This window comes from Amycolatopsis coloradensis, assembly GCF_001953865.1.
GTDB lineage: Bacteria > Actinomycetota > Actinomycetes > Mycobacteriales > Pseudonocardiaceae > Amycolatopsis > Amycolatopsis coloradensis.
On record NZ_MQUQ01000015.1, the window covers coordinates 405,722 to 426,593 of the forward strand.

Sequence of the window (20,872 nt, forward strand, 5' to 3'; positions counted from 1 at the left end):
GGCGGCGGGCATGTAACGGGCGACAAACGATCTCCTGGAAAGGGCGGGGACCGACATGGCTGACGTGAGCCGGCTGCCGAACGTGGTGGCGGAAGAGTGGGACTGGCAGCTCCGTGGGTCGTGCCGAGGCGCCGACAGCAGCTTGTTCTTCCACACGGACAACGAGCGTGGTTCGGCCCGTGAGCGGCGCGAATCCCGCGCCAAGGCGATCTGCCAGACCTGCCCCGTGCTGGCACAGTGCCGCAAGCACGCCCTGGCGGTCCAGGAGCCTTACGGCATCTGGGGCGGCCTCGGCGAGATCGAACGCCGCGAGCTGTTCCTCCGGGAACGCCGCGCCGGGCGTCAGGCCTTGACCGCGTACTGAGCGCGCCCCGGGCACCGGTCGGCGACGCGCGAGACGGCGATCGTGGCGCCCTGTCCGTACTGGGTTAGGGTTGGGACTGTCGTTGCGGGGACAGCCACGCCTACCCGCCGAAGAAGAGCGTGCGTCCGTGTCCGGACTGGTCGCGGCCGAAGCTTGAGACCACAGGCGAGCACCGGCATCGAGCGCCGGTTCTCACCTATGAGGAGAATGTGCATGCCCGCAGCGGAGCAGAACACCACGCCGCCCGGTTTCAGTATCAAGCTGGACGTCGAAGCGCCCACGCCGCGCGTGGTGGTCACCGGTGAGCTCGACCTGCTGACGAGCCCGCAGCTCCAGGAGACCCTCGGGGCCCTGATCACGGACAAACCGTCGGGCCGGGTCGTCGCCGACCTGACCGGCGTGACCTTCTTCGACTCCTCGGCGCTGAACGTGGTGCTTCAGGCGCAGCGTCAGGCGGCCGAGAAGGCCGTCGAGCTCGAAGTGGTCCCCAGCCCCCAGGTGAGCCGAGTGATCGAACTCACCGGCGTCGCTGAGCACCTCAGCGTGTCGGAGGAGCCCCCCGCCTGATCCCCCGCTACGGTCGTGGGCTCGTGATCCGCGACATCTGGGGGACGCAGCACGATGATGGGGCGGACGCATGCCCTGACCGGTTGGTGCGCGGGCCTCGCGGTCGCACCCGTCGTCGGAGCGGGCACGGTGCACCAGGCGGTCGTTTTCGCGGCGACCACGGCCGGTTTCGCCCTCCTGCCCGACCTCGACCACCCGGGCGCCCGCGCGTCACGGTTGCTCGGCTGGTTCACGGGCGCGATCTCCTGGTTCCTGCGCCGGGTCTCGGCGGCCGTCTACGCGCTGACCAAAGGGCCCCGCGACGAGAAAGTCACCGGTAAGCACCGGCACCTCTCGCACACCGTGCTGTTCGCCGTCGGCCTCGGCTTCCTGACCTCCTGGGGTACCACCGAAGGCGGACCGTGGGCGGTGTTCGGCGTCGTCGTCCTCGGCCTGTTGCTCGCCGAAGGCGCGCTCGGCGACTGGCTGCTGCCGGTCAGCGGCGCCGCGGTCGGGTGGTGGGTGTGGACCGCGCCGCCGGACAAGGCGGCACAACTCGCGGAGATCTCCGGCTGGCTCGGCATCGCCGTGGCGGTCGGCTGTTTCGTGCACTGCCTCGGGGACGCGCTGACCGAGTCCGGCTGCCCGTTCCTGTTCCCCGTCCCCATCGCGGGTGAAACCTGGTACGAGATCCGGCCGCCGAAGGCGCTGCGGTTCCGGACCGGCAAGAAGGTCGAGAACCGGCTGATCTTCCCGGTGTTCGCGGTCGCCGCGGTGGTGCTGATCCCCGGCGTCTGGGAGTACCTGTTCACCACCGCGCAGGGGTTGCTGACGCCGGACGGGACACAGACCGCGGTGCAGTGAGCTTTGGTGGCGGACCCGGGATGCGTCACGACAGGCACGGAGTGCCACGGATCTCCCGGCTCCTGGAATGCCCCCGCCGCCGTCGGCGTTGAATCGGAACGCCGGACCCGGTTGAGGAGGGGGAACAGTGGACAAGCCCGTGCTGCGCGCCGACGCGCGACGCAACCGAGCGAAGGTGCTCACGGCGGCCGAAGAGGCCTTCGCCGTCGACGGCCTCGCCGTCCCCCTTGACGAGATCGCCCGCCTCGCCGGTGTCGGCGCGGGCACGGTGTATCGGCATTTCCCCAGCAAGGAAGCACTTTTCCAGGCCGTCGTGCTGGAGCGCATCGCGCAGTTCGCGCAGGAAGCTCGGGACCTGCTGACCGCCGAAGACCCCGGCTCGGCTTTCTTCGACTTCTTCAAGCGCGTCGTCAAGCAGGCGTCCCTCAACCGGGCCCTGTGCGACGCGCTCGCCGAGACGACGGGGCTGGGCTTCAAAGCGAGCGCGGGCACCGATTTCCGGTCGGCGCTGGAGGCGCTGCTGTCGCGGGCCCAGCTCGCGGGCGCGGTGCGCGAGGACATCGACGGTGACGACCTGCGCGCCCTGATCGCCGGCTGCCTCGCCGCGGAACGGTATTCGCTCGAAGATCGTCACCTGGTCCGCGTCGTGGTCGATGGCCTGCGCAAAGCCGCTTGAGCACATTCCACTCAAGTCGCACGTGCGTAACAAAACGTAAGATCAACACGAGAAGTCCTCGTACCTGCGCTTCGCATGGCGAGGGGGTGCCGGATGTCCAGTCAGGGTCCCACCACCGGTTCCGTCACGGTCGCGGCTCTCGCGGGCCTCGCGACAGGGCTGCTCGTCGCCGCCCTTCTCGTGGCCGGGCGCGCCCCGCGGCCCCGCGTCCACGAAGTCGGCACGACCCCTTCCCCGGCAACGACCTCCCACTCGGTCGGCCCGGTGACGGTGACCGTGCCGGGCATCGTGCCGGAACCACTCACGGTCACCCACACCAGCACGCCCACGCCGCGCACGGTGACCAGGACCGTGACACCGTCGACCACTTCGACGTCGTCGACCCCGCCGCCGCCGACGTCGTCCACCTCGAGCACGGGACCCCGGATCGATTGAGGCCGTGAAGGCCGCCCTCCCCGGCGGGCGGCCTTCACGGTTCCCCCTTGGCTAGCCGACGTCGCGACGCCGCCAGCCCATGAGCCCGGCCGCCAGCGCGACCACGGCCACCCCGGTGAGCCAGAGCAGCGGCGCCGCGGTGAACTCGGCGGCGGGCAGTTTCGGAACGTGCGCGAACGGCGAGGCGTCCACCAGCGCCTCCGGCAGGTTCAGCACCGGGCCGAACAGGCTGAGCAGCAACGCCAGCCCGGCGATCGCCCAGCCCGCCGTCGAGAACTTCGGCGCCAGGCCGAACACCGTGACGGCGAGGCCGACGATCACCCACACCGCCGGGAGTTGCGCCAGCGACGCGACCGTCATGTCGCCGATCGACCCGCCGACGTCACCGGCCCGCGCCCCGTTCGACAGTCCTAAGAGGACACCGCTGACGACCATCATCAGCGCCGTGCCACCGAACGCGAACACGAGGTGGCTTCCCAGGAGCCGCAGCCTGCCCACGCCCGTCGCGAGCAGCGGCTCGACGCGGATCGCGGTCTCCTCGGCGCGGATCCGCAACGAGGCCTGCACCCCGTAGAGCGCGATGACCATGGCGAACAGCCCGGCCATCGCGGCCATGAACGCGTCGATCAGCCCGTCCGTGCCGCCGAGGCGCTGGAAGATCTCCTTCGCCTGCTCGCTTTCCCCGACGACGTCGCCGATCCCGCTCGCGACCGAGCCGAACACCGCGGCGCAGACCGCCGTGCCGATCAGCCAGCCGAGCAACGGGCCCCGGTGCAGCCGCCACGCCAGCGCGAACGGACTGCGCAGCGACGTCGCCGCTTCGGCGGGGCCGGGGCGCGGCGGGACGATGCCGGTCCCGACGTCGCGCCGCGGGAGCAGCGCGTAACCCGCGGCGCCGACGACCAGGGTCGCGGCCAGCGGCAGCAGGAACACCCACCAGCGTTCGTCGGCGAACGGCCGGATCCGCTGCGCCCAGCCGATCGGGGACAGCCAGGAGACCCAGGTCGCGTCCGTCGCCGAGTCGCCGACCGCGCGCAGCAGGAACGCGACACCGACGGCGGTGGCGCCGATCCCGTTGGCCGTCCTCGCATATTCGGCCACCTGGACGGCGACCGCCGCGACCGCCGTGAAGACCAGCCCGGTCGCCGCGGTGGCGCCGCCGAGCGCGAACGAGCCCGCGACGGGAAGTTTCGCGCCAATCATCAGCCCGGTCTCGACGAGTCCGATGAGGACACTCGCCCCGGCGGACACCAGCACCCCCGCGCTCAGCAGGGCGTACCGGCCGACCACCGCGGACGCCAGCAGTTCCGCGCGGCCGGTGTCCTCCTCGGCGCGGGTGTGCCGGGTGACGGTGAAGACCGCCATCAGCGCGACGGCGAGGGCGAGGAACCCGCCGAGCCGCCACGCGGTGAACCCGCCCGCGGTCGAGAGGTCGAAGGCCGGGCCGTAGATCAGCGAAAGCGACGGGTTGGCGCCCATGCCCGCGGTGAGCCCGGCCCGTTCGGCGGCCGTCGGGTACAGCGTTTCGAACGTCCCCGACGACGTCGACGGCATGACCCCCAGCAGGACGACCCAGATCGGCAGGACGATCCGGTCCCGCCGCAGCGCCAGCCTTATCAGCTGCCAGGTGCCTGCCAATCCGTGCGACGGCACGGCCGCGCGGTCGAGTGTCGCGGTCATTTCGCGCCCGCTTCCGCGGTGTAGTGGCGGAGGAACAGTTCCTCCAGCGTCGGCGGCTGGCTGGTCAGGCTGCGGACACCGACCTCGGTGAGTTGACGCAGCGCGTCGTCGAGGGAACGGGTCTCCACGTCGAAGCGGACCCGGTTGCCCTCGACCTTGAGGTCGTGGATGTTCTCCAGTTTCGTCAGCCCGTTCGGCGTGCCCGCGAGTTCGGCCGAGATCGACGTCCTGGTGAGGTGCCGGAGTTCGGCCAGCGTCCCGGTTTCCACGGTGTGGCCGTTGCGGATGATGCTGACCTTGTCGCAGAGCGCCTCGACCTCGGCCAGGATGTGGCTCGACAGCAGCACCGTGCGGCCCTGCTCACGCTCCTCCTGGATCGCGTACTGGAAGGTGGCCTCCATCAGCGGGTCGAGGCCGGAGGTCGGCTCGTCGAGGATCAGCAGGTCCACGTGCGAGGCCAGCGCGGCCACGATCGCGACCTTCTGCCGGTTGCCCTTGGAGTAGGTGCGTCCCTTTTTCTTGGGGTCGAGGTCGAAACGTTCGATGAGGTCCTCGCGGCGGCGCTGATCGAGCCCGCCCCGCAGCCGCCCCAGCAGATCGATCACCTCGCCGCCGGAGAGGTTGGGCCAGAGGTTCACGTCACCGGGGACGTAGGCGAGGCGCCGGTGCAGGCTCGCCGCGTCCTTCCAGGGGTCGCCGCCGAGCAGGCGGACGTCGCCCGAGTCCGCGTGGAGCAGGCCGAGCAGGACCCGGACGGTGGTCGACTTCCCCGCGCCGTTCGGGCCGAGGAAACCGTGCACCTCCCCAACGGGTACCCGCAGGTCGAGGCCGTCCAAAGCCTTGGTCCGGCCGAAGGATTTGTGGAGGCCGGAGATGGAGATGGCGTTTTCCATACGGCTGAAGGTACAGTTATTTCATGAAGTTGTGAAGTTAAGAAAACATATGGATGGCGTGATCACTCTGGGGGTCGTACGAGAGGATGTGCCCATGACGACGACGCCTGAGAGTGCTTCGAGCACCCAGAGAGACGAGGACGCCGTCCGCCGTTACGTGGAGCACCTGGGCCTCACGCTCTCCCAGATCGGGATGCAGCGCATGCCCGCACGGGTCTTCGCCGCGTTGATGACCACCGACGCCGGCCGCCTGACCGCCGCTGAACTGGCCGAGCAGCTTTCGGTGAGCCCGGCGGCGATCTCGGGGGCCGTCCGCTGGCTGGAGCAGATCGGGCTGGTCGCCAAGGAACGCGAGCCGGGCTCGCGTCGCGACCACTACCGGCTCTTCGACGACCTCTGGTACGCCACCTTCATGAAACGTGACCGCATGATCACCCTGTGGCGCGACGCCGCCGACGAGGGGGTCGCGGCGCTGGGGTCGGACACCCCGGCGGGCGAACGGGTCGCCGAGATGCGGGACTTCCTGAGCTTCATGATCAAGGAACTCAACGACATGTACGCCAAGTGGCACGAGATGCGGGCGGCGAAGGACAAGTAGGCGCCGCGCTGATCCGGCCGCCGGGAGGGCCGCAGCAGCCCGGCCGGATGTCGCGAAAGCCACTTTCGGGACATCAGACGTCGCGAAAGTGGCTTTCGCGACACGGCCGCCGGACATCACGGAGTCCGTGACCGCACCAACGTGACCACCAGCGTCGCCGCGAGCCGCTCCGCCCATCCGTCCAGTTCCGCTTCGGACGGTTCGCGGCCTCGAAGGACGCCAGGAACGCGTCCGGGAAACACGCCCCGAGCAGCAAGGACGCCGACGCCTCCAGATCCGCGTCCTCGCGTATCCGGCCGAGCCGGACCTCTTCGCCCAGGTACTCGATGACGCGCACGAGCGGGACGTCCGCCCCGCCTGCTCGCCACTCGCTCCCGAGGCTTCCGGGCGAAAAGGAACGCGCGCGTGTCCTCGCCCACCCTGCCGACTTCAGTCGGGAGACACGCCCTAGTCCTCTGCCCGCGGTTGTCGCGTGCGCGACGATCGCAACCAGAGGACGAAACGCGGAAGTAGAGTCGCCCGGTGATCAATCATGCGGTGATGCTCGCCCCGATCCTCCTCGCGCAGGCGGTCCGGGTGCGCCGCGCGACGCCGAGGCTGCCCGGCGCGACGGGGCCGGTCAGCGGCCTCGTGCGGGGCGAGGGCGGCCCGCTGCGGCTCGCGGTGCTCGGCGAGTCCACTGTGGACGGCGTCGGCGCGGCGACACACGCCGAGGCGCTGACCGGTCAGCTCGCGGACGCACTGGCGCGGGGCGGCCGCGCGGTCGCCTGGCAGGCCGTCGGCCGGACCGGGGCCAACGCCAGGGTGGCGCGCGAAGACCTGCTGCCGCTGCTCGAACCCGCCGACCTCGTGGTGATCGCGCTGGGCGTCAACGACACGATCGAACTGCATTCGGCCACGCGTTACCGGCGTGACCTGCTCGACCTGATGGTTTCCCTGCGACGCCGCGCCGGGCACGTGCCGGTGGTGCTGGCAGGCGTGCCGCCGATGGGCCGGTTCCCCGCCCTGCCGCGTCCGCTGCGGGACGTCCTCGGCGCGCGTTCGGGCGCCCTCGACGCCGCGGCCGCCCGGCTGGGGTCGCTGCCCGGCGTCGTCCACGTCCAGATGCCCGCCGCGATGCTGGACCCCGCGACCTTCGCCGAGGACCGCTTCCACCCTGGTCCCGAGGGCTACCGGCGCTGGGCCGAGCAACTCGCGGACGTGAGCCGTCGACTACTCAGCGACACGATACAGCCGGAAAATCGCTGATCAGGTCACCCGCCTGCCACAGATTGAGAAATATCCGCGAAAAAGCTGGCTCTGCGTGTATCTGGTGGCAGCCTCGTTGCGTCCTATGGAGCAGTCGAGGAAATGAGGGATGCCCGATGACGACCGAGACCAACACCGCGCCCGTCGACGACGAGGCCACGGCCACCGAGGGCCTCGCCGAAGGTGTCACCGAGACCAAGAAGCCGATCCCGCTGACGGTTCCCGTGCCGGGCCGCCCCGGCGGCCCGGGTACCGGCGGCGACGGCAACTGGGACCCGCACGGCACCAAGCCGCCGGTGAACTGAACGAACACAGACGGGTGATGTCCGGAGGCCGAGGGGGCCTCCGGACATCGCCTCCGGGTGCTCCTTCGGGGGAGGGGGACGCCCGGACGCGGGCCCGTTGGGGAGCGGGCCCGGGGGGAGGGAAAAAGGGCCGGCCGGTGCGCAGTCCACACCTGCTCGCGCCGGCCGGTGCCTTTGCCCGCTCACCAGACCGAGGACGACCGGATTTCCGACACGAAAAAGTTAGTGACTTGATGTATCCCAGAGCCTCTTGCACGCTCCTTCTCCCCGAAGGGCCCGCGATACTGCCAGCGCCGACACGAAGACACGTCCGAAGTGGGGCAGATACGGTGACCGACGTGCAAACGACCGAGGTAGACCCGCCATGGGAAGGACTGACCGGTGCCGACCTGCATGCCGCCTGCATGCGCGCGGCGCGGGCCGGTGACCGCCAGGCGATGGACAGACTTGTGAACGAGCTGACTCCGCTCGTTTGGCATGTCGCGCGTGCGAACGGGCTCGATCGCCTGACCGCCGAGGACGTAGTCCAGACGGTGTGGCTCGCCCTGTTCAGCCAGCTCGAGAAACTCCGTGACCCCAAGGCGCTCGCCGCCTGGTTGATCACCACCACCAGGCGTGAAGCACAGCACCCCTTCGGCCGCCGCGCCCAGCCTGTCCCGCTGACCGACGAGCTGGCCGAAAACATGGAGAGCACCCACCCGGCTCCCGAGGAGGAAGCCGTCCGCGCCGACCGGGATCGCCGGGTCTGGCGCGCCTTCCTCCGCCTGCCGCACCGCTGTCAGCAGCTCCTTCGGCTGACCGTGCTCGCCGGGCGCGCCGAATACCAACTGGTCGCCGAAGCACTCCGCATGCCGCGCGGAAGTGTCGGTCCGACCAGGGGCCGTTGCCTCGAATCGATGCGCGACCTGCTGGCCCACGAAGGGGGAAGCCGATGAACGACCTCGGGACGCCGGGGGAGATGACCTCCCCGGGCGATGAGGCCTTGCTCGCCGATATCGGGCGCTTCATGGACGAATTGGACCCGCCACCGGGAGACCTGGTGCAGCGGGTTCAGTTCGCGCTCGCGCTCGAAAACCTCGACGTCGAGGTCGCCCGATGGGAACGGATGGACGCCACGGCCGGCGTTCGCGGCAGCGACACCGGCACGATCACCTTCACCGTCAGCGACCTGACCGTGATGATCAACCTCACCAAAATCGGCAAGAAGCACCGGATCGACGGCTGGCTCGTGCCCGCCGGAGAGTACGGAGTGGAGGTTCGCGTCGCCGAGCACGGCACGAGTTCCACCACCGCCGACGAGGGAGGCCGGTTCGTGCTGGACAACGTTCCCCAGGGAACCACCCAGATCGTGATCCACCTCGGCGACGTGACCTGTCGCCGGACCGTCGTGACCCCGACAGTGGTGCTCTAACCGGACGGCTGTTCCGTTATGCGGCGTGGGTGTGCTCCCATAGTGCGTGTGCCCGCGCCGTCTCCTCCTGTCGTCGATTCCGTAGCCGAGGAAGCGGCCGGCCTCCATCGCCAAGCGAAGGCCGCCGCCTCGGATCACGGGCTCAGCAGGCCGATCCGGTTGCTCCTGCGCGCGCTCGCCCTGCTCGGCCCGGTGGACGCGGATCTGGTCGCCCGCCTGGAGATCCGGGTCCGGATCCTGATCAGCCTGGCGGCGGCCGAGGCGGAGTTCGTGTCCCAAGAGGACGGTCTCGCCCGGCTGGACGAGGCGGAACGCATCCGGTCGCTGCTGCCGGACGGCGACGTCCGGCACGAGCTGCGGTTCGTCGTGGGGTTGCAGCGCGCCGTCGTGCTGATGAGAGCCGGTCGGCTGGAGGAGTCGCTCGCGCTCAACAACGCCTTCCTTCCCGGGCTGGCCGCGGAGGCGGGCAAGTACAGCGTGGTGCTGACCCGGTCGCTCGTGAACCGCGCCTGGCTGCACCTGGAGATGAGCAATCCGGACGCGGCGTACCGAGACCTCGTCGAGGCACTGGCCCTCGCGGTCGAGCACGGCCATCGGTTGCTGGAAGGGAAGATCCGGCACAACCTCGGTGATCACGCGCAGCTGCTCGGCGACATCCCGGAAGCGTTGCGGAACTACGAACAGGCCGCCGCGATCTTCGTGACCGACGGTCCCGGTTCGCTGCCGCTCGTCCGGCTCGATCAGGCGAAGGCGCTGCTCACCGCGGGACTCGCCGAAGAGGCGGCGCGGCATCTCGACGAAGCGATCCCGGAACTACGGCGCAACGGCGCGGTGCACGTCGTCGCCGAGGCGGAGGTCGCCAGGGCCGGTGCCGCCATCCTGGAGCGCGACTACGCGCTGGCGAAGAAGCTCGCGGCGTCCGCGCAGCGGAGTTTTCTGAGGCGCGGCAAGGGACGCTGGGCGGAGATCGCCGCGTTGACGAGGCTTCGCGCCGACGCGGTGAAGGTCTTGGCGGACCGGGAGAAGAAACCGTCCGCGAAACTGCCGGACCAACTGGCAGGCCTCGCCATCCGGCTGGCCGAACTCGGTCTGCGCGACGAAGCGGGCGCGGCCAGGATGTTCGCGGTGCGGCTGCTGATCCGTCGCGACGAGACGGCCGCCGCGCAGGGACTGCTCGCGCAGGTATCGAAACCGCGGCAGACGACGCCGATCGACCACCGGATGCTGTTGCGGTTGTGCCGGGCCGAACTCGCGGTGGCGTCCCACCGGCCGCGGTCGGCGCTCGCGCAGGCGCGGGCCGGGCTGGCGGAACTCGGGCAGATCCGCGACCGCATGGGCGGGCTCGACCTCGTCTGCGGGACGGCGGCGCACGGTGAAGAGCTGGGCAAACTCGCGCTGACGCTGGTGCTCAAGAAGGCGAGGCGCAGCGGTGCCGGGGCGAAGAGCCTGTTCGCTTGGCTGGAACGCACGCGCGCGCAGGTGTACCGGTACGAGCCGCTCCCGGTCATCGAGGACCCCGCGCTCGCCCGGCACATCAACGAGATGCGGCACGTGCAGGGGACGATCCAGGCGCGGCGGCTTTCGGGTGAACCGGTCGGGAAACTCGAGGAGCGCTACGACCGGCTTCAGCAGGAAGCGACCCGACTCGGGTGGTACACCAGCCAATGGGGTCGGCCGCGGCCGGTCTCGGCGCCCGAAGAGGTGGTCGAGCGGCTCGGGGATCGCGTGCTGGTCAGCCTGATGGGGTACCGCGACACCTTGTACGCGGTGGTCGTCGACCACGGCCGGTTCCGGCTCGTGAAGCTGGGCCCGCTCGCGGAGATCGTCGAGACCGCGCGGCAGTTGCACGCGGACCTCGACGCGCTGGCCCCGGACAACCTGCCCGCGCCGCTGGTCGAGGTCGTCACCGGTTCCGCGCGGCGCCGAGCGGACAAACTGGACAAACTGATCTCCGCGTCGCTGGCGAAGACGCTGGAGAACCGCGAGCTGATCATCGTGCCGATCGGTTCGCTGTACGCGTTGCCTTGGGGCGCTTTGCCGTCACTGCACGGGCATCCGGTGTCGATCGCGCCGTCGGCGACGGCATGGGTGACCGCGTCCGGACGGCGGAACGAGGGGCCGGTCCTGCTCGCCGGCGGGCCAGGGGTGCCGGGTTCGGTCGGTGAGGTGCGGAACCTGCGGGCGGTGTACCCGCGGGCGCGGCTCGTCGACGGGAAGGACGCGACCAGCGAGATCGTACTGTCCGCTTTGGACGGTTCCGGGATGGCGCACCTGGTCGCGCACGGCGCGCACGAACCGGCGAACGCGCTGTTCTCGCGGCTCGAACTCGTCGGAGGCCCGTTGTACGCGCACGAAACCGCCCGGCTCGCGAACCCGCCGGAACGGGTGGTGCTGGCCGCGTGCGAACTCGCGATGAGCCACATCCGGCCCGGTGAGGAGGCGCTCGGGTTCGCCGGGACGCTGCTCGCCAGCGGCTCGCGGACGGTCATCGGCGCGATCGCGCGGGTCGGCGACAAGGCCGCCGCCGACGCGATGTCCGACCTGCACCGGCGGCTGGCTTCGGGAACCGCGCCCGCGTTGGCGCTCGCCGAAGCGATGGCCGCGGATCCCTTGCGGCGCCCGTTCTTGTGCCTGGGCGCGGGCTGACGTGCCTTCTCCGCGGGCGCCGATCCGTGCCTGTCGTGTCCGGGCATGTCGCGAAAGCCACTTTCGCGACATCTGATGTCCCGAAAGTGGCTTTCGCGACATCGCCGACCGAGTAGCCCACAGGAGTTGTCCACAATCACCGTCACCTGTGGACAACTCCGCCGAGCGGCCATTCCCGTCCTCCAACCCCGGTAGACTGGACTCGGGGTCGCCCCCCTTGGGACGGGTGGGGGGTGGGGTCAGGCGCGTTCGGCGTGTTTCACCAGGCGAGTGGACAGCACCGAGATGACCGCGCGCAGGGCGGCGCGGACGGCGACGCCGGTGCCGGGCAGCGGTTCGGTGAACCGGCCCGTCCAGCGCAGCTCAGTGCCGCCGGAAGCGGTCGGCGTGAACAAGACTTCGGCGCGGTAGTCCTTCAGCAGTTTGAGGCCCGCGAAGCCGTAGACGTGCTTTCGGTCCTGTTCGTACTCCAGCGTCTCTTCGTGGAGATACACCGGCCACAGGCCGACGGCACGGACGGCGCCCACCCCGTCCTCGCCCGGTTCCCGCGCCCAGCGCGAGTGGAACACCACCGGTTTCGCCCATTCCGACCACCGGGAACCGTCGGCCTCCAGCGCGAAGAGGGAAGCGGGCGAGGCGCTGCTCGTCCGGTTGATCTCGAAGGAGTACGTCTTGCCCATGTGGCGACGATAACCGCTCCAGCCGCCACGGATAAGTCAAGATAGGGGGCGTGAGCACGACGCGCCGCGAGATCGCCGCACCACATTGGCTGGTGCAGCTGCTCCGCAGCACGCCGGTTCCCATCCCGTGGAACATGGTCGCCCGCGCCGTCCTCGCACTGGCCGTCCCGCTCGCCGTCGGGTACGCGCTCGGCGACATCGGCGTCGGCGCGCTCGTCTCCACCGGCGCCCTCCCCACCGTCCTGTCCGAATCCGCGGGCCCGTACCGCTACCGCGCCCGGCGGCTCGGCGGCGCCACCGCGGCCGCCGCCCTCGGTTACTTCGCCGGACTGATCACCGGCGGCATCCCCGCCGCCTCCATCCCGGTCGTCGTCGGAGTCGCGGCGATGTCCGCGCTGATCAGCGCGGCAGGCAGCAACGCGTCGGTCGCCGGGCTCCAGATGTTCGTCTTCTGCGTACTCGGCACCGGCCAGCACGTCACCGGCCTGCGCGTCGAAATCCTGCTCGGCTACTTCTGCGTCGGTGCCGCCTGGAGCCTGCTCATCGCGCTCTCCAGCTGGACCTTCCGCGCCACCAGCCCGGAACGCGGCGCCGTCGCCCACGTCTACGTCGAACTCGCCGCGATGCTGTCCGCGACCGACGAAGCCACCTCCCGCGTCGCGCGTCACCAGCTCACGACCGCGATGAACACCGCCTACGACCGGTTGCTCACCGCGCGATCCTGGCTGTCCGGCCGCGACGCCACCTACCGGCAACTGCTCAACCTGCTGTCGGCCAGCACCCCGGCCGTCGAGGCGTCGGTCGCGATGGTCAACGCGGGCCGCCGCGCCCCGGACGACGTGATCGACCACTTCATCGCGACCTCGGCCGCCGTGCTCGCGAACCAGGACTTGCCGGAGCCTCCCGAAGCGCCCGAAGACGCCGATCCGGTCCTTGCCGCGCTCTACGCCGGGCTCGCCCGGATAGGCAAGGGCGACAACCGGAAACGGCGCGAGGTCCAGCCGTGGCACAAGCGCCTCCGAAGCTGGGCGGGTTCGCTCATCTCCGGCCCCCTCACCTGGTTCGCCGCGCTCCGCCTCACGCTGTGCGTCGCGATCGCCGAAGTCGTCGCGCTGTTCGTCCCGTTCGAACGCTCCTACTGGATCACGCTCACCGTCGGCATCGTCCTCAAACCGGACTTCGGCTCGGTGTTCGGCCGCGCGGTGCTGCGCGGGATCGGCACGGTGATCGGCGTCGGCATCGGCGCGGCCGTACTCGCCGCGGGTGGCGAGGGCTGGCTGCTGGTCCTGCTGATCGCCGTGTTCGCGGGCGGCGTCGCGGTCGGCAAGGTCCGCAACTACGGCATCCTCAGCGCCTTCGTGACACCGCTGATCATCCTGCAGATGGACCTCGCCAGCACCGGAAGCTGGGACGTCGTGCTCGCGCGGCTCGTCGACACCGTGCTGGGCTGCGCGATCGTCCTGCTCTTCGGTTACCTGCTCTGGCCGGGCAGCCGCCGCCCGCAGATCGGCGGACGGCTCGCCGAAAGCCTCGACAGCCTGGTGAAGTACGTCGACAAAGGACTCGTGCTCGCACCGTCGGGCGAAGCACGCCTGGAACGCTCACGCGCCCGCCGTCGCGCTTACCGCGCACTGGCCGACCTGCGGACCGCGTTCCAGCAGGTCGTCGTAGAACCCTCCGCCGCCGGACGGCAGGCCGTCGCCTGGTGGCCGGTGATCGCCGGACTCGAACGCGTCGCCGACGCCGTCACCGAGGTCGGCGTCACCCTCGGCGGCGGCGCCCCCGCACCGTCCGACGCCGACATCGCCCTCCTGACGGCCGCGCTCGCCGAACTCGCCGCCGCCGTCCGCGAAGAACGGGACCCGGCGGAGATGCCGATGCCCGACAACGAGCAACTTTCCGGCGTCGTCGACCAGATCGGAGCCGCCTTCGACGCCGTGCGAGGCCCCGACCTCGTCGAGCGCGCACCGCTGCGGCTGGTCCGGCGGTTCCTTCCGTACCACCGTCGCGCTTGAACGTCAGCCGATCCGGATGTGCTTCACGCTCGTCCACTTGCGACGGACGAAGCCCCGCAGCGCGCTGTCCGTGTTCGGTTCGAGCGTCAGCCCCGCGGACGCGGCGATCCGGTCGGCGACCTGGGCGACGGTGAGTCGATCGGTCTGGATGTGCTCACCGAACTCCGCACCGCTCAGCCGTTTCAGGCAGAGGTCGAGCTTCGATACCGCGAAGCTCTCGTGCTTCGGCGGCACACCGCGCACGGAGTGGACGACGCCGCGTTCGCTCAGCCGCCGCAACACGGTCTCGCGTTCGGCCAGCAGCGCGAAGTGACGGACATCGTGCCCGCGGTCCCGCAGTTCGCCGACGATCTCTTCGAAGTACTTCGGCTCGACCAGCGTCATCGGCACGACCACCACGCCGTCCTGTTCGCGGAGCAGCAAGTCGAGCATCTCGAAGACGCCCTGGCGCCACGCGGGCAGATCCTGGAAGTCGCCACGCAGCGCCCGCGGCAGCATCCGGTGCAGGCCGAAGCCCGCGACTTCGGGATCGGAAAGGACACTCCCGGGAAGGCGCCGACGCAGCTCGTGCGCGGTCTGCGTCTTGCCACCGCCGAACGGGCCGTTGATCCAGACGAGCATGGACCCGACCATAGCGACGCACCCCACCCGGATGGGGGAGGGTGAGCATCGTCTCGAACGCACGTTCGAGAAAGTGACGCATAATCGGGCCATGCTCGATACTGGTGACACGTCGCCGCCGGGGCCGCGTCACCTGCACATGGTCCGGCCCAACCAGCCTGTTTGGGTCGATCTCAAGCTGGTGTACGCGGTCGGCCCGGCGAAGACCCGGCTGCCCGACGGCCTCGACCTGACCGCCACCGTCCCCGGCCTGCTGGGGATGTGGCGGGCGACGACGACGGGGCACTGGGTCGGCTGGGTGACCTTCCAGCTCGGCCCGGTCGGCCGGGGCGGGACCACGCATTCGCAATGGGTGCTCGCCGAGGCGCTCCGGCCACGCGAACAGCGGAACGCCTGGTCGGGCAGCTTCCCGTCCGAGCGACGCGGACGGGGCTAGGGCTTGCGGCCGACACCGGCGAGGATGAGCGATGCGTTGGGCTCGGCGAAGGTGATCTCCGGCTCGGCCGGGCCGGCGTCCTCGGGGTGCCAGGCGATCGTCCAGGTCATGCCGGGCGGGATGAGCTCGAAGTCGCCGAACAGCGCCTTGATCTCGTCGTGCTTGCGCCAGATCACCGGACTGCTGTTGCGGTCGTACATCTCCTTGAGCTTGACCAGCGACTTGTCGTAGTGACTCGGGACGCCCTCGTCGGTGATGTGGGAAATGGCCAGGTACGAGCCCCGCGGCGCGAGTTCGCGGGACCGGGCGACGGAGGCGGGGCCGACATCGCCGCTGTCGCCGCTGCGGGGTCTCTATACGCCGCAACGAGGGGCCGGACTCGGCGAACTCGATCACCACCACGCGCGACGCGGGCGGCGCCACGGTGGAGTGATCATCGGCATGTCCTGGTGGCACCACAAAACAAGAGGGGTCTAGTGTCGCCATGTCGTCCTTCCGGGAATGGTTTCGAGTTCGGGCGACGGTGGCGCGGCTTTCTCCGCTACAGAGAGCCGCGTCGTTTCCGGTTCTCCCGCTGGCGCAAGTCTGGCATGCGTGGGATTGTGCGCGCGACTCCGGGTGCGGGTTCGCGGAATCTTCCGCAATGGATTCTTTCGAATATTCGATCGTAACTTTTTCGGGTGTAATCCCTGGCCAGATAAGCGTGTCGACGTCGAATCCTGTACTCCGTAGTAGCCTGATCGAATATTCGCGCCTGTCTCCAATGGGTCCGGAATGACCATTCCCGCGAATCCGCTCATCCTATTTCTGGACACTTTCCGGGGCGTTGTCAACAATGGGCAAGAGAGGCGAAGATCGTCTCCGCGGATACAAGAAACCGCCATGTCGGCCCGATCGTGTCGGTGCCTTCGTCCCGTCCCGTGGACGGTGTTGACCGAGTGCCAGAAGGCGGCCACTATGGCGAGGTGTTCGTCACCTGGGAGTTCGCACCCCGCCGCACGGCGGGTGAAGGCGTCGCCGCACTGCTCCTGCGCCGTGGACGGCTGGGCTCGCCGCCCGCGTAACCGCATTTCCCGCGAAGGCCATCCGCACAGATGGCCTTCTTCGTCATCCCCGGAAATCGGAAACCCTGGAGCCGAGCATGTCCGTAGAGCTGCCCGACCGTGTCCGCGTCCGCCCGGCGACCGTCCCCGACGGCGGAATCCTCGAAGGACCGCGCGTGCTGCGGCGCCTGCCGGAGGGTGTCGAAGAACGTCCTTACGAGCTGTTCGCGCCGCGTCCGCTGGGACGCGTGATCGGTGCCGAGATCGGCGGCGTCGACCTCGCCGAACCCCTGACACCCGCGCTCCAGGCCGAGCTGAACCGCGCGTTGCTGGAGTGGAAGGTGCTGTTCTTCCGCGACCAGCGCATCACCTCGGCGCACCAGCGCGCGTTCGCCGCCCACTGGGGTGAGCTGGAGACGAACCCGTTCATCCCGAAGGGGGAGACCGAGGACACCACCCGGTTCACCCGGTCCGCGACCATGCCCGCGTTCGAGAACATCTGGCACGTCGACGTCACGTTCCGGCCCGCGCCGGCGCTCGGCTCGGTGCTGCGGCTGATCGAGGTCCCGCCGGTCGGCGGCGACACGATGTGGGCCGACATGGCCGCCGCCTACGACAACCTGCCGGAAGACGTCCGTGCCCGCATCGACGGGCTGACCGCGGTGCATGACTTCGTCCCCGGTTTTGCCCGCTTCTCCGACCCGGAACTGCTCCTGCGGCACCAGGACGCCTTCCCGCCGGTCGAGCACCCGGTCGTCCGCACGCATCCGGAAACCGGGCGGCGCACCCTGTTCGTGAACCAGGCCTTCACGACCCACATCGTCGGACTCGACCGCGAAGAGAGCGACAGGCTCCTGCGGTACCTCTTCAGCCGCGCGCACGTCCCGGAGTTCCAGGTGCGCTTCTCCTGGCGGCCCGGTTCGGTGGCTTTCTGGGACAACCGCGCCACGCAGCACTACGCCGTCAACGACTACCACCCGTACGCGCGAGTGGCCGAACGTGTCGCCATCGTGGGCGACCGGCCGTTCTGAGCGGTCCCCGCGACGGGTGATCGTCCGCGCGGGTCGCCCGGTACCTGTGTGACGATGAGGCCATGGGCATCAACTTCGACGAATTGAAGAACAAGGCCACCGACACTCTCCGTGAGCACAACGACAAGATCGAGGGCGGCCTGGACAAGGCGGCGGAATTCGCCAAGTCCAAGTTCGGCCACGGCGCCCAGATCGACTCCGGCGTCGACAAGGCGAAGGGCTTCATCAACAAGTTCGACGACACCCCGGACAACCCGCCCCAGGATCAGCAGCGGCCCGGCCAGTAGTCCCTCGCAAGTCGTCCTCTAGTTGCGGTAGTTCACCTGCGAACTACCGCAACCAGAGGACGAAACGCATCAAGAGACCTCGCCGATCGCGGTGTCGCCGTCGATCGCGGTGATCCGGCCACCGCGCTCGCCGAGGGCGATCAGGCCGTCCCGCGCGTCGGGAGCGGTCAGACTGACGCGCACCCCAGCGCGTTCCGCGTCTTTGTCGGCCGCAAACGCTTGCGCGCCCTCGTGACCGGCGTTGATCGTCACCGCGAGCCCACCCGTCGACGCCAGCGAACCCCGCGCGGCACCCAGCCGCCCGAGCGCCTCGTCGACGAGCGGGAGCAGCGCGTCCCGGTTGCCCTCGGTCATCGCCCGTACCAGCGCCGGGCTCGACCCGGCCACACGGGTGCCGTCCGTGTAGGACCCGGCGGCCAGCGACATCGCCAGCGGCCCGCCCTGCGCGCCGATCGTGGCCAGGATGGCCGCGAAAATATGTGGCAGATGCGAGATCCGCGCGACCGTCTCGTCGTGCGAGTCCGCGGGCAGCGGCACGACGTGCGCGCCGACGTCGAGCACCAGTTGCGCGACTTCGGCCCAAGCCGTCAGATCGGTGTCGTGCTCGACGCCCAGCACCCACGCGGCCCTGCCGAACAGCGCCGGGTTGCTCGCCTTCCAGCCCGACTCCGCGGTCCCGGCCATCGGATGCCCGCCGACGAACTTCGCGTACGGCGCGCGGCGCCGGACGGCGTCGAGCACCGGGCCCTTCACGCTGGTGACGTCGGTGAGCACGCAGTGCCCGGCGACCCGCGAAACGGTCCGAAGCACGTCTTCGACCACGGGCAGCGGCACCGCGAGCACGATCATCGCGTCCCGTTCGGCCGCCTTGCCCAGCGCCGCTTCGACCTGCGTGGTGACGTCGAAACCCGCTCTGCTGGCCGCGTCCGCGTCAGCTTCGGAGGTCGCCGCCCCGAACGTGGTGCGGCCGATCGAGTTCGCCGCGCGCAGCAGCGAACCGCCGATCAACCCGAGCCCGATCACGCATACGTCTCGCACAAGTGTTCATCCTGCCATCTGCGGGCCCACTCGTCAGAGAACAGCGGCCAGGCGCGTTCCCTGATCGATGGCCCGTTTGGCGTCCAGCTCCGCCGCGACGTCGGCGCCGCCGATCAGGTGCACCGGCACCCCGGCCGCCCGCAGGCCGTCGGCGAGGTCTCGCACCGGCTCCTGCCCGGCGCAGACGACGACGTTGTCCACGTCGAGCACGCGCGGCTCGTCACCCACGGTGATGTGCAGACCGTCGTCGTCGATCCGGTCGTAGGTGACCCCGGTGAGCTGCTCGACGCGTTTGGCCTTCAGTGCCGCCCGGTGCACCCAGCCGCTGGTCTTGCCCAGTCCCGCGCCGATCCCGGACTTCTTGCGTTGCAGCAGGAAGACCTGCCGCGGTGACGGCTCGACCTTCCGCTCGGTCAGCCCGCCGGCCGCGTGCTCGGGATCGGTGACGCCCCATTCGGCCATCCACGCGTCCAGATCGAGCGCGGGGGAGGTGGTGTGGGTCAGGAACTCGCTGACGTCCACGCCGATCCCGCCCGCGCCGATCACCGCGACCTTCCCGCCCACCGGCTTCCCGTGTTTCACGACGTCCACATAGGACAGAACCTTGGGGTGGCCGATCCCGGGCAGCGACGGCACCCGCGGCACCACGCCGGTGGCCAGCACGACCTCGTCGAACCCGGTGTCCACGAGATCGGCGGCGGTCACCCGGGCGCCGAGGTGGACCTTGACACCGGTGACCTCCAGACGCCGCGTGTAGTAGCGGATCGTCTCCGCGAACTCCTCCTTGCCGGGGATCTTCCGCGCGATGCCGAACTGGCCGCCGATCTCGTCGTCGGCCTCGAACAGTTCGACGGCGTGCCCGCGTTCGGCGAGGCTGGTCGCGGCCGCGAGCCCGGCTGGACCGGCGCCGACGACGGCGACGCGTTTGGTCTTGCGCGTGGGTGCCAGGGTCAGCGTGGTCTCATGGCCCGCGCGCGGATTCACCATGCAGGACACCGGTTTCCGCTTGAACGCGTGGTCGAGACAGGCCTGGTTGCAGGCGATGCAGGTGTTGATCTCGTCCTCGCGCCCGGTCTCGGCCTTCCGGATCCATTCGGGGTCGGCGAGGAAGGGCCGCGCCATCGACACCAGGTCCGCGTCCCCGCCCGCCAGCGCCTCCTCGGCGACCTCGGGCATGTTGATGCGGTTCGACGTGACGACCGGGATCCCGACGTGCGGTTTGAGTTTCCCGGTCACCCACGTGAAGGCGGCGCGTGGTACGGACGTCACGATCGTCGGCACCCTCGCCTCGTGCCAGCCGATGCCGGTGTTGATGATCGTCGCTCCCGCCTCCTCGACCTCCTTGGCGAGCGCGACGACGTCTTCCCAGCTTTGGCCGCCCTCGACGAGGTCCAACATGGACAGTCGATAGATGATGACGAAGTCCTCGCCGACCGCTTCACGGGTTCGGCGCACGATCTCGACGGCGATCCTCCGCCGGTTTTCCGCGCTGCCGCCCCATTTGTCGGTGCGTTTGTTGGTCCGTTCGGCGAGGAACTGGTTGATGAAGTAGCCCTCGGACCCCATGATCTCGACACCGTCGTAGCCCGCTTCCTTGGCGAGGAAGGCGCAATCGGCGAACGCGCGGATCTGCCGCAGCACGCCATATCCGGAAAGGGCTCGCGGCTTGAAGGGGTTGATCGGCGCCTTGATGCCCGACGCGGAAACGCTCAGCGGATGGTAGGAATACCGGCCCGCGTGCAGGATCTGCAACGCGATCTTGCCGCCCGCCTCATGCACCGGATCGGTGAGTCGCTTGTGCGCCTCGGCTTCCGCGCGCGTCGAGAGCTTCGACGCCAGCGGCAGGAGCCAGCCGGTCCGGTTCGGCGCGAACCCGCCGGTGACGATCAGCCCGACACCACCGCGGGCGCGTTCGGCGTAATACTCGGCCAGTCGCGGGAAATGCGCTTCCTTGTCTTCGAGGCCGGTGTGCATCGAGCCCATGATCACCCGGTTGCGCAGGGTGGTGAAGCCGAGATCGAGAGGGGACAACAGGTTCGGGTACTGGCTCATCGC

Annotated in this window: 23 protein-coding genes and 1 pseudogene; 15 read left to right on the forward strand and 9 right to left on the reverse strand. The window is 69.8% G+C overall.

What is annotated here, in order from left to right; all coding sequences use genetic code 11:
* Positions 1-55 precede the first annotated feature (55 nt).
* From BS329_RS27465 to BS329_RS27480, 4 genes are all read left to right on the forward strand, one after another.
* Entirely contained in the window at positions 56-364 is a 309-nt protein-coding gene (locus tag BS329_RS27465) for a WhiB family transcriptional regulator (protein ID WP_076164119.1), read from the forward strand.
* A gap of 213 nt (positions 365-577) precedes the next feature.
* Positions 578-931 (forward strand): STAS domain-containing protein, encoded by a 354-nt coding sequence (locus tag BS329_RS27470; RefSeq protein ID WP_076164120.1) that lies wholly within the window; start codon positions 578-580, stop codon positions 929-931.
* Positions 932-988: 57 nt separating this feature from the next.
* Positions 989-1,774 (forward strand): metal-dependent hydrolase, encoded by a 786-nt coding sequence (locus BS329_RS27475; protein ID WP_076164121.1) that lies wholly within the window; start codon positions 989-991, stop codon positions 1,772-1,774.
* A gap of 127 nt (positions 1,775-1,901) precedes the next feature.
* Positions 1,902-2,450, forward strand: coding sequence for a TetR/AcrR family transcriptional regulator (locus tag BS329_RS27480; RefSeq protein WP_076164122.1), 549 nt, complete (start codon positions 1,902-1,904; stop codon positions 2,448-2,450).
* 101 nt (positions 2,451-2,551) lie between these two features.
* Here the strand turns inward: BS329_RS27480 and BS329_RS43515 are convergent, their stop codons facing one another.
* The 3 genes from BS329_RS43515 to BS329_RS27495 form a co-directional block, all read right to left on the reverse strand.
* The gene (locus tag BS329_RS43515) at positions 2,552-2,866 is read right to left on the reverse strand and encodes a hypothetical protein (protein ID WP_158075835.1); all 315 of its coding nucleotides are present in this window, start codon (positions 2,864-2,866) and stop codon (positions 2,552-2,554) included.
* 70 nt (positions 2,867-2,936) lie between these two features.
* A complete protein-coding gene (locus BS329_RS27490) occupies positions 2,937-4,565 on the reverse strand; it encodes an ABC transporter permease (protein ID WP_076164124.1) in 1,629 nt (542 codons plus the stop codon).
* The gene (locus tag BS329_RS27495) at positions 4,562-5,458 is read right to left on the reverse strand and encodes an ABC transporter ATP-binding protein (protein WP_076164125.1); all 897 of its coding nucleotides are present in this window, start codon (positions 5,456-5,458) and stop codon (positions 4,562-4,564) included. Before BS329_RS27495 ends, BS329_RS27490 begins: the two co-directional genes overlap by 4 nt.
* A 94-nt stretch (positions 5,459-5,552) precedes the next feature.
* On the opposite strand from BS329_RS27495, the gene BS329_RS27500 reads away from it, so the two are divergent.
* Positions 5,553-6,056, forward strand: coding sequence for a GbsR/MarR family transcriptional regulator (locus BS329_RS27500; RefSeq protein ID WP_076164126.1), 504 nt, complete (start codon positions 5,553-5,555; stop codon positions 6,054-6,056).
* A 73-nt stretch (positions 6,057-6,129) separates the two neighbouring features.
* Here BS329_RS27500 and BS329_RS27505 read toward each other — a convergent pair whose 3' ends face one another.
* Entirely contained in the window at positions 6,130-6,393 is a 264-nt protein-coding gene (locus tag BS329_RS27505; protein ID WP_244197310.1) for a hypothetical protein, read from the reverse strand.
* Between the two features lie 185 nt (positions 6,394-6,578).
* Between BS329_RS27505 and BS329_RS27510 the strand changes: the two genes are divergently transcribed.
* The 5 genes from BS329_RS27510 (at position 6,579) to BS329_RS27530 (ending at position 11,666) form a co-directional block, all read left to right on the forward strand.
* Entirely contained in the window at positions 6,579-7,304 is a 726-nt protein-coding gene (locus BS329_RS27510) for an SGNH/GDSL hydrolase family protein (RefSeq protein WP_084750214.1), read from the forward strand.
* 116 nt (positions 7,305-7,420) lie between these two features.
* Complete coding sequence (locus tag BS329_RS27515) at positions 7,421-7,609, forward strand: hypothetical protein (protein WP_076164127.1); 189 nt, start codon at positions 7,421-7,423, stop codon at positions 7,607-7,609.
* Between the two features lie 329 nt (positions 7,610-7,938).
* Entirely contained in the window at positions 7,939-8,544 is a 606-nt protein-coding gene (locus BS329_RS27520; protein ID WP_076164128.1) for an RNA polymerase sigma factor, read from the forward strand.
* Positions 8,541-9,020 carry a hypothetical protein gene (locus BS329_RS27525; protein ID WP_007030725.1) on the forward strand — a complete coding sequence of 160 codons (480 nt, stop codon included), beginning with the start codon at positions 8,541-8,543 and terminating at the stop codon, positions 9,018-9,020. The genes BS329_RS27520 and BS329_RS27525 overlap by 4 nt, the downstream gene beginning before the upstream one ends.
* 42 nt (positions 9,021-9,062) lie before the next feature.
* Positions 9,063-11,666 (forward strand): CHAT domain-containing protein, encoded by a 2,604-nt coding sequence (locus tag BS329_RS27530; protein WP_076164129.1) that lies wholly within the window; start codon positions 9,063-9,065, stop codon positions 11,664-11,666.
* Positions 11,667-11,905: 239 nt separating this feature from the next.
* On the opposite strand, the gene BS329_RS27535 is transcribed toward BS329_RS27530, so the two are convergent.
* A complete protein-coding gene (locus BS329_RS27535; protein ID WP_076164130.1) occupies positions 11,906-12,346 on the reverse strand; it encodes an SRPBCC family protein in 441 nt (146 codons plus the stop codon).
* 50 nt (positions 12,347-12,396) lie between these two features.
* Here BS329_RS27535 and BS329_RS27540 point away from each other — a divergent pair, with 50 nt between their 5' ends.
* Positions 12,397-14,361, forward strand: a complete 1,965-nt coding sequence (locus tag BS329_RS27540; RefSeq protein ID WP_076164131.1) for an FUSC family protein — start codon at positions 12,397-12,399, stop codon at positions 14,359-14,361.
* 3 nt (positions 14,362-14,364) lie between these two features.
* On the opposite strand, the gene BS329_RS27545 is transcribed toward BS329_RS27540, so the two are convergent.
* A complete protein-coding gene (locus BS329_RS27545; protein ID WP_076164476.1) occupies positions 14,365-14,982 on the reverse strand; it encodes an AAA family ATPase in 618 nt (205 codons plus the stop codon).
* 91 nt (positions 14,983-15,073) lie between these two features.
* Between BS329_RS27545 and BS329_RS27550 the strand changes: the two genes are divergently transcribed.
* Positions 15,074-15,418 (forward strand): hypothetical protein, encoded by a 345-nt coding sequence (locus tag BS329_RS27550; RefSeq protein WP_076164132.1) that lies wholly within the window; start codon positions 15,074-15,076, stop codon positions 15,416-15,418.
* On the opposite strand, the pseudogene BS329_RS27555 reads toward BS329_RS27550, so the two are convergent.
* Positions 15,415-15,720: pseudogene (locus BS329_RS27555) on the reverse strand (SAM-dependent methyltransferase); the annotation flags it as partial. The gene BS329_RS27550 and the pseudogene BS329_RS27555 sit on opposite strands and share 4 nt — an antisense overlap.
* A 636-nt stretch (positions 15,721-16,356) precedes the next feature.
* On the opposite strand from BS329_RS27555, the gene BS329_RS45220 reads away from it, so the two are divergent.
* The 3 genes from BS329_RS45220 (at position 16,357) to BS329_RS27565 (ending at position 17,779) form a co-directional block, all read left to right on the forward strand.
* Positions 16,357-16,482: a hypothetical protein gene (locus tag BS329_RS45220; protein WP_279628194.1), complete on the forward strand. Its 126-nt coding sequence runs from the start codon at positions 16,357-16,359 to the stop codon at positions 16,480-16,482.
* Between the two features lie 77 nt (positions 16,483-16,559).
* A complete protein-coding gene (locus BS329_RS27560) occupies positions 16,560-17,492 on the forward strand; it encodes a TauD/TfdA dioxygenase family protein (protein ID WP_076164134.1) in 933 nt (310 codons plus the stop codon).
* Positions 17,493-17,554: 62 nt separating this feature from the next.
* Positions 17,555-17,779 carry an antitoxin gene (locus tag BS329_RS27565; protein WP_076164135.1) on the forward strand — a complete coding sequence of 75 codons (225 nt, stop codon included), beginning with the start codon at positions 17,555-17,557 and terminating at the stop codon, positions 17,777-17,779.
* 69 nt (positions 17,780-17,848) lie between these two features.
* Here the strand turns inward: BS329_RS27565 and BS329_RS27570 are convergent, their stop codons facing one another.
* Together BS329_RS27570 and BS329_RS27575 are read right to left on the reverse strand one after the other, a co-directional pair.
* The gene (locus BS329_RS27570) at positions 17,849-18,802 is read right to left on the reverse strand and encodes a prephenate dehydrogenase (protein WP_076164136.1); all 954 of its coding nucleotides are present in this window, start codon (positions 18,800-18,802) and stop codon (positions 17,849-17,851) included.
* Positions 18,803-18,850: 48 nt separating this feature from the next.
* On the reverse strand, positions 18,851-20,869 hold the full coding sequence (locus tag BS329_RS27575) for an NADPH-dependent 2,4-dienoyl-CoA reductase (protein ID WP_076164137.1): 2,019 nt from the start codon (positions 20,867-20,869) through the stop codon (positions 18,851-18,853).
* Positions 20,870-20,872: the final 3 nt, after the last annotated feature.

Coding starts and splice junctions, on each gene's coding strand:
- BS329_RS27545 (WP_076164476.1), bottom strand. CDS start 14,982: ATGCTCGTCTGGATCAACGGCCCGTTCGGCGGTGGCAAGACGCAGACC.
- BS329_RS27560 (WP_076164134.1), top strand. CDS start 16,560: ATGTCCGTAGAGCTGCCCGACCGTGTCCGCGTCCGCCCGGCGACCGTC.
- BS329_RS27525 (WP_007030725.1), top strand. CDS start 8,541: ATGAACGACCTCGGGACGCCGGGGGAGATGACCTCCCCGGGCGATGAG.
- BS329_RS27500 (WP_076164126.1), top strand. CDS start 5,553: ATGACGACGACGCCTGAGAGTGCTTCGAGCACCCAGAGAGACGAGGAC.
- BS329_RS27495 (WP_076164125.1), bottom strand. CDS start 5,458: ATGGAAAACGCCATCTCCATCTCCGGCCTCCACAAATCCTTCGGCCGG.
- BS329_RS27475 (WP_076164121.1), top strand. CDS start 989: ATGGGGCGGACGCATGCCCTGACCGGTTGGTGCGCGGGCCTCGCGGTC.
- BS329_RS27535 (WP_076164130.1), bottom strand. CDS start 12,346: ATGGGCAAGACGTACTCCTTCGAGATCAACCGGACGAGCAGCGCCTCG.
- BS329_RS27550 (WP_076164132.1), top strand. CDS start 15,074: ATGCTCGATACTGGTGACACGTCGCCGCCGGGGCCGCGTCACCTGCAC.
- BS329_RS27565 (WP_076164135.1), top strand. CDS start 17,555: ATGGGCATCAACTTCGACGAATTGAAGAACAAGGCCACCGACACTCTC.
- BS329_RS27575 (WP_076164137.1), bottom strand. CDS start 20,869: ATGAGCCAGTACCCGAACCTGTTGTCCCCTCTCGATCTCGGCTTCACC.
- BS329_RS27465 (WP_076164119.1), top strand. CDS start 56: ATGGCTGACGTGAGCCGGCTGCCGAACGTGGTGGCGGAAGAGTGGGAC.
- BS329_RS27490 (WP_076164124.1), bottom strand. CDS start 4,565: ATGACCGCGACACTCGACCGCGCGGCCGTGCCGTCGCACGGATTGGCA.
- BS329_RS27515 (WP_076164127.1), top strand. CDS start 7,421: ATGACGACCGAGACCAACACCGCGCCCGTCGACGACGAGGCCACGGCC.
- BS329_RS27470 (WP_076164120.1), top strand. CDS start 578: ATGCCCGCAGCGGAGCAGAACACCACGCCGCCCGGTTTCAGTATCAAG.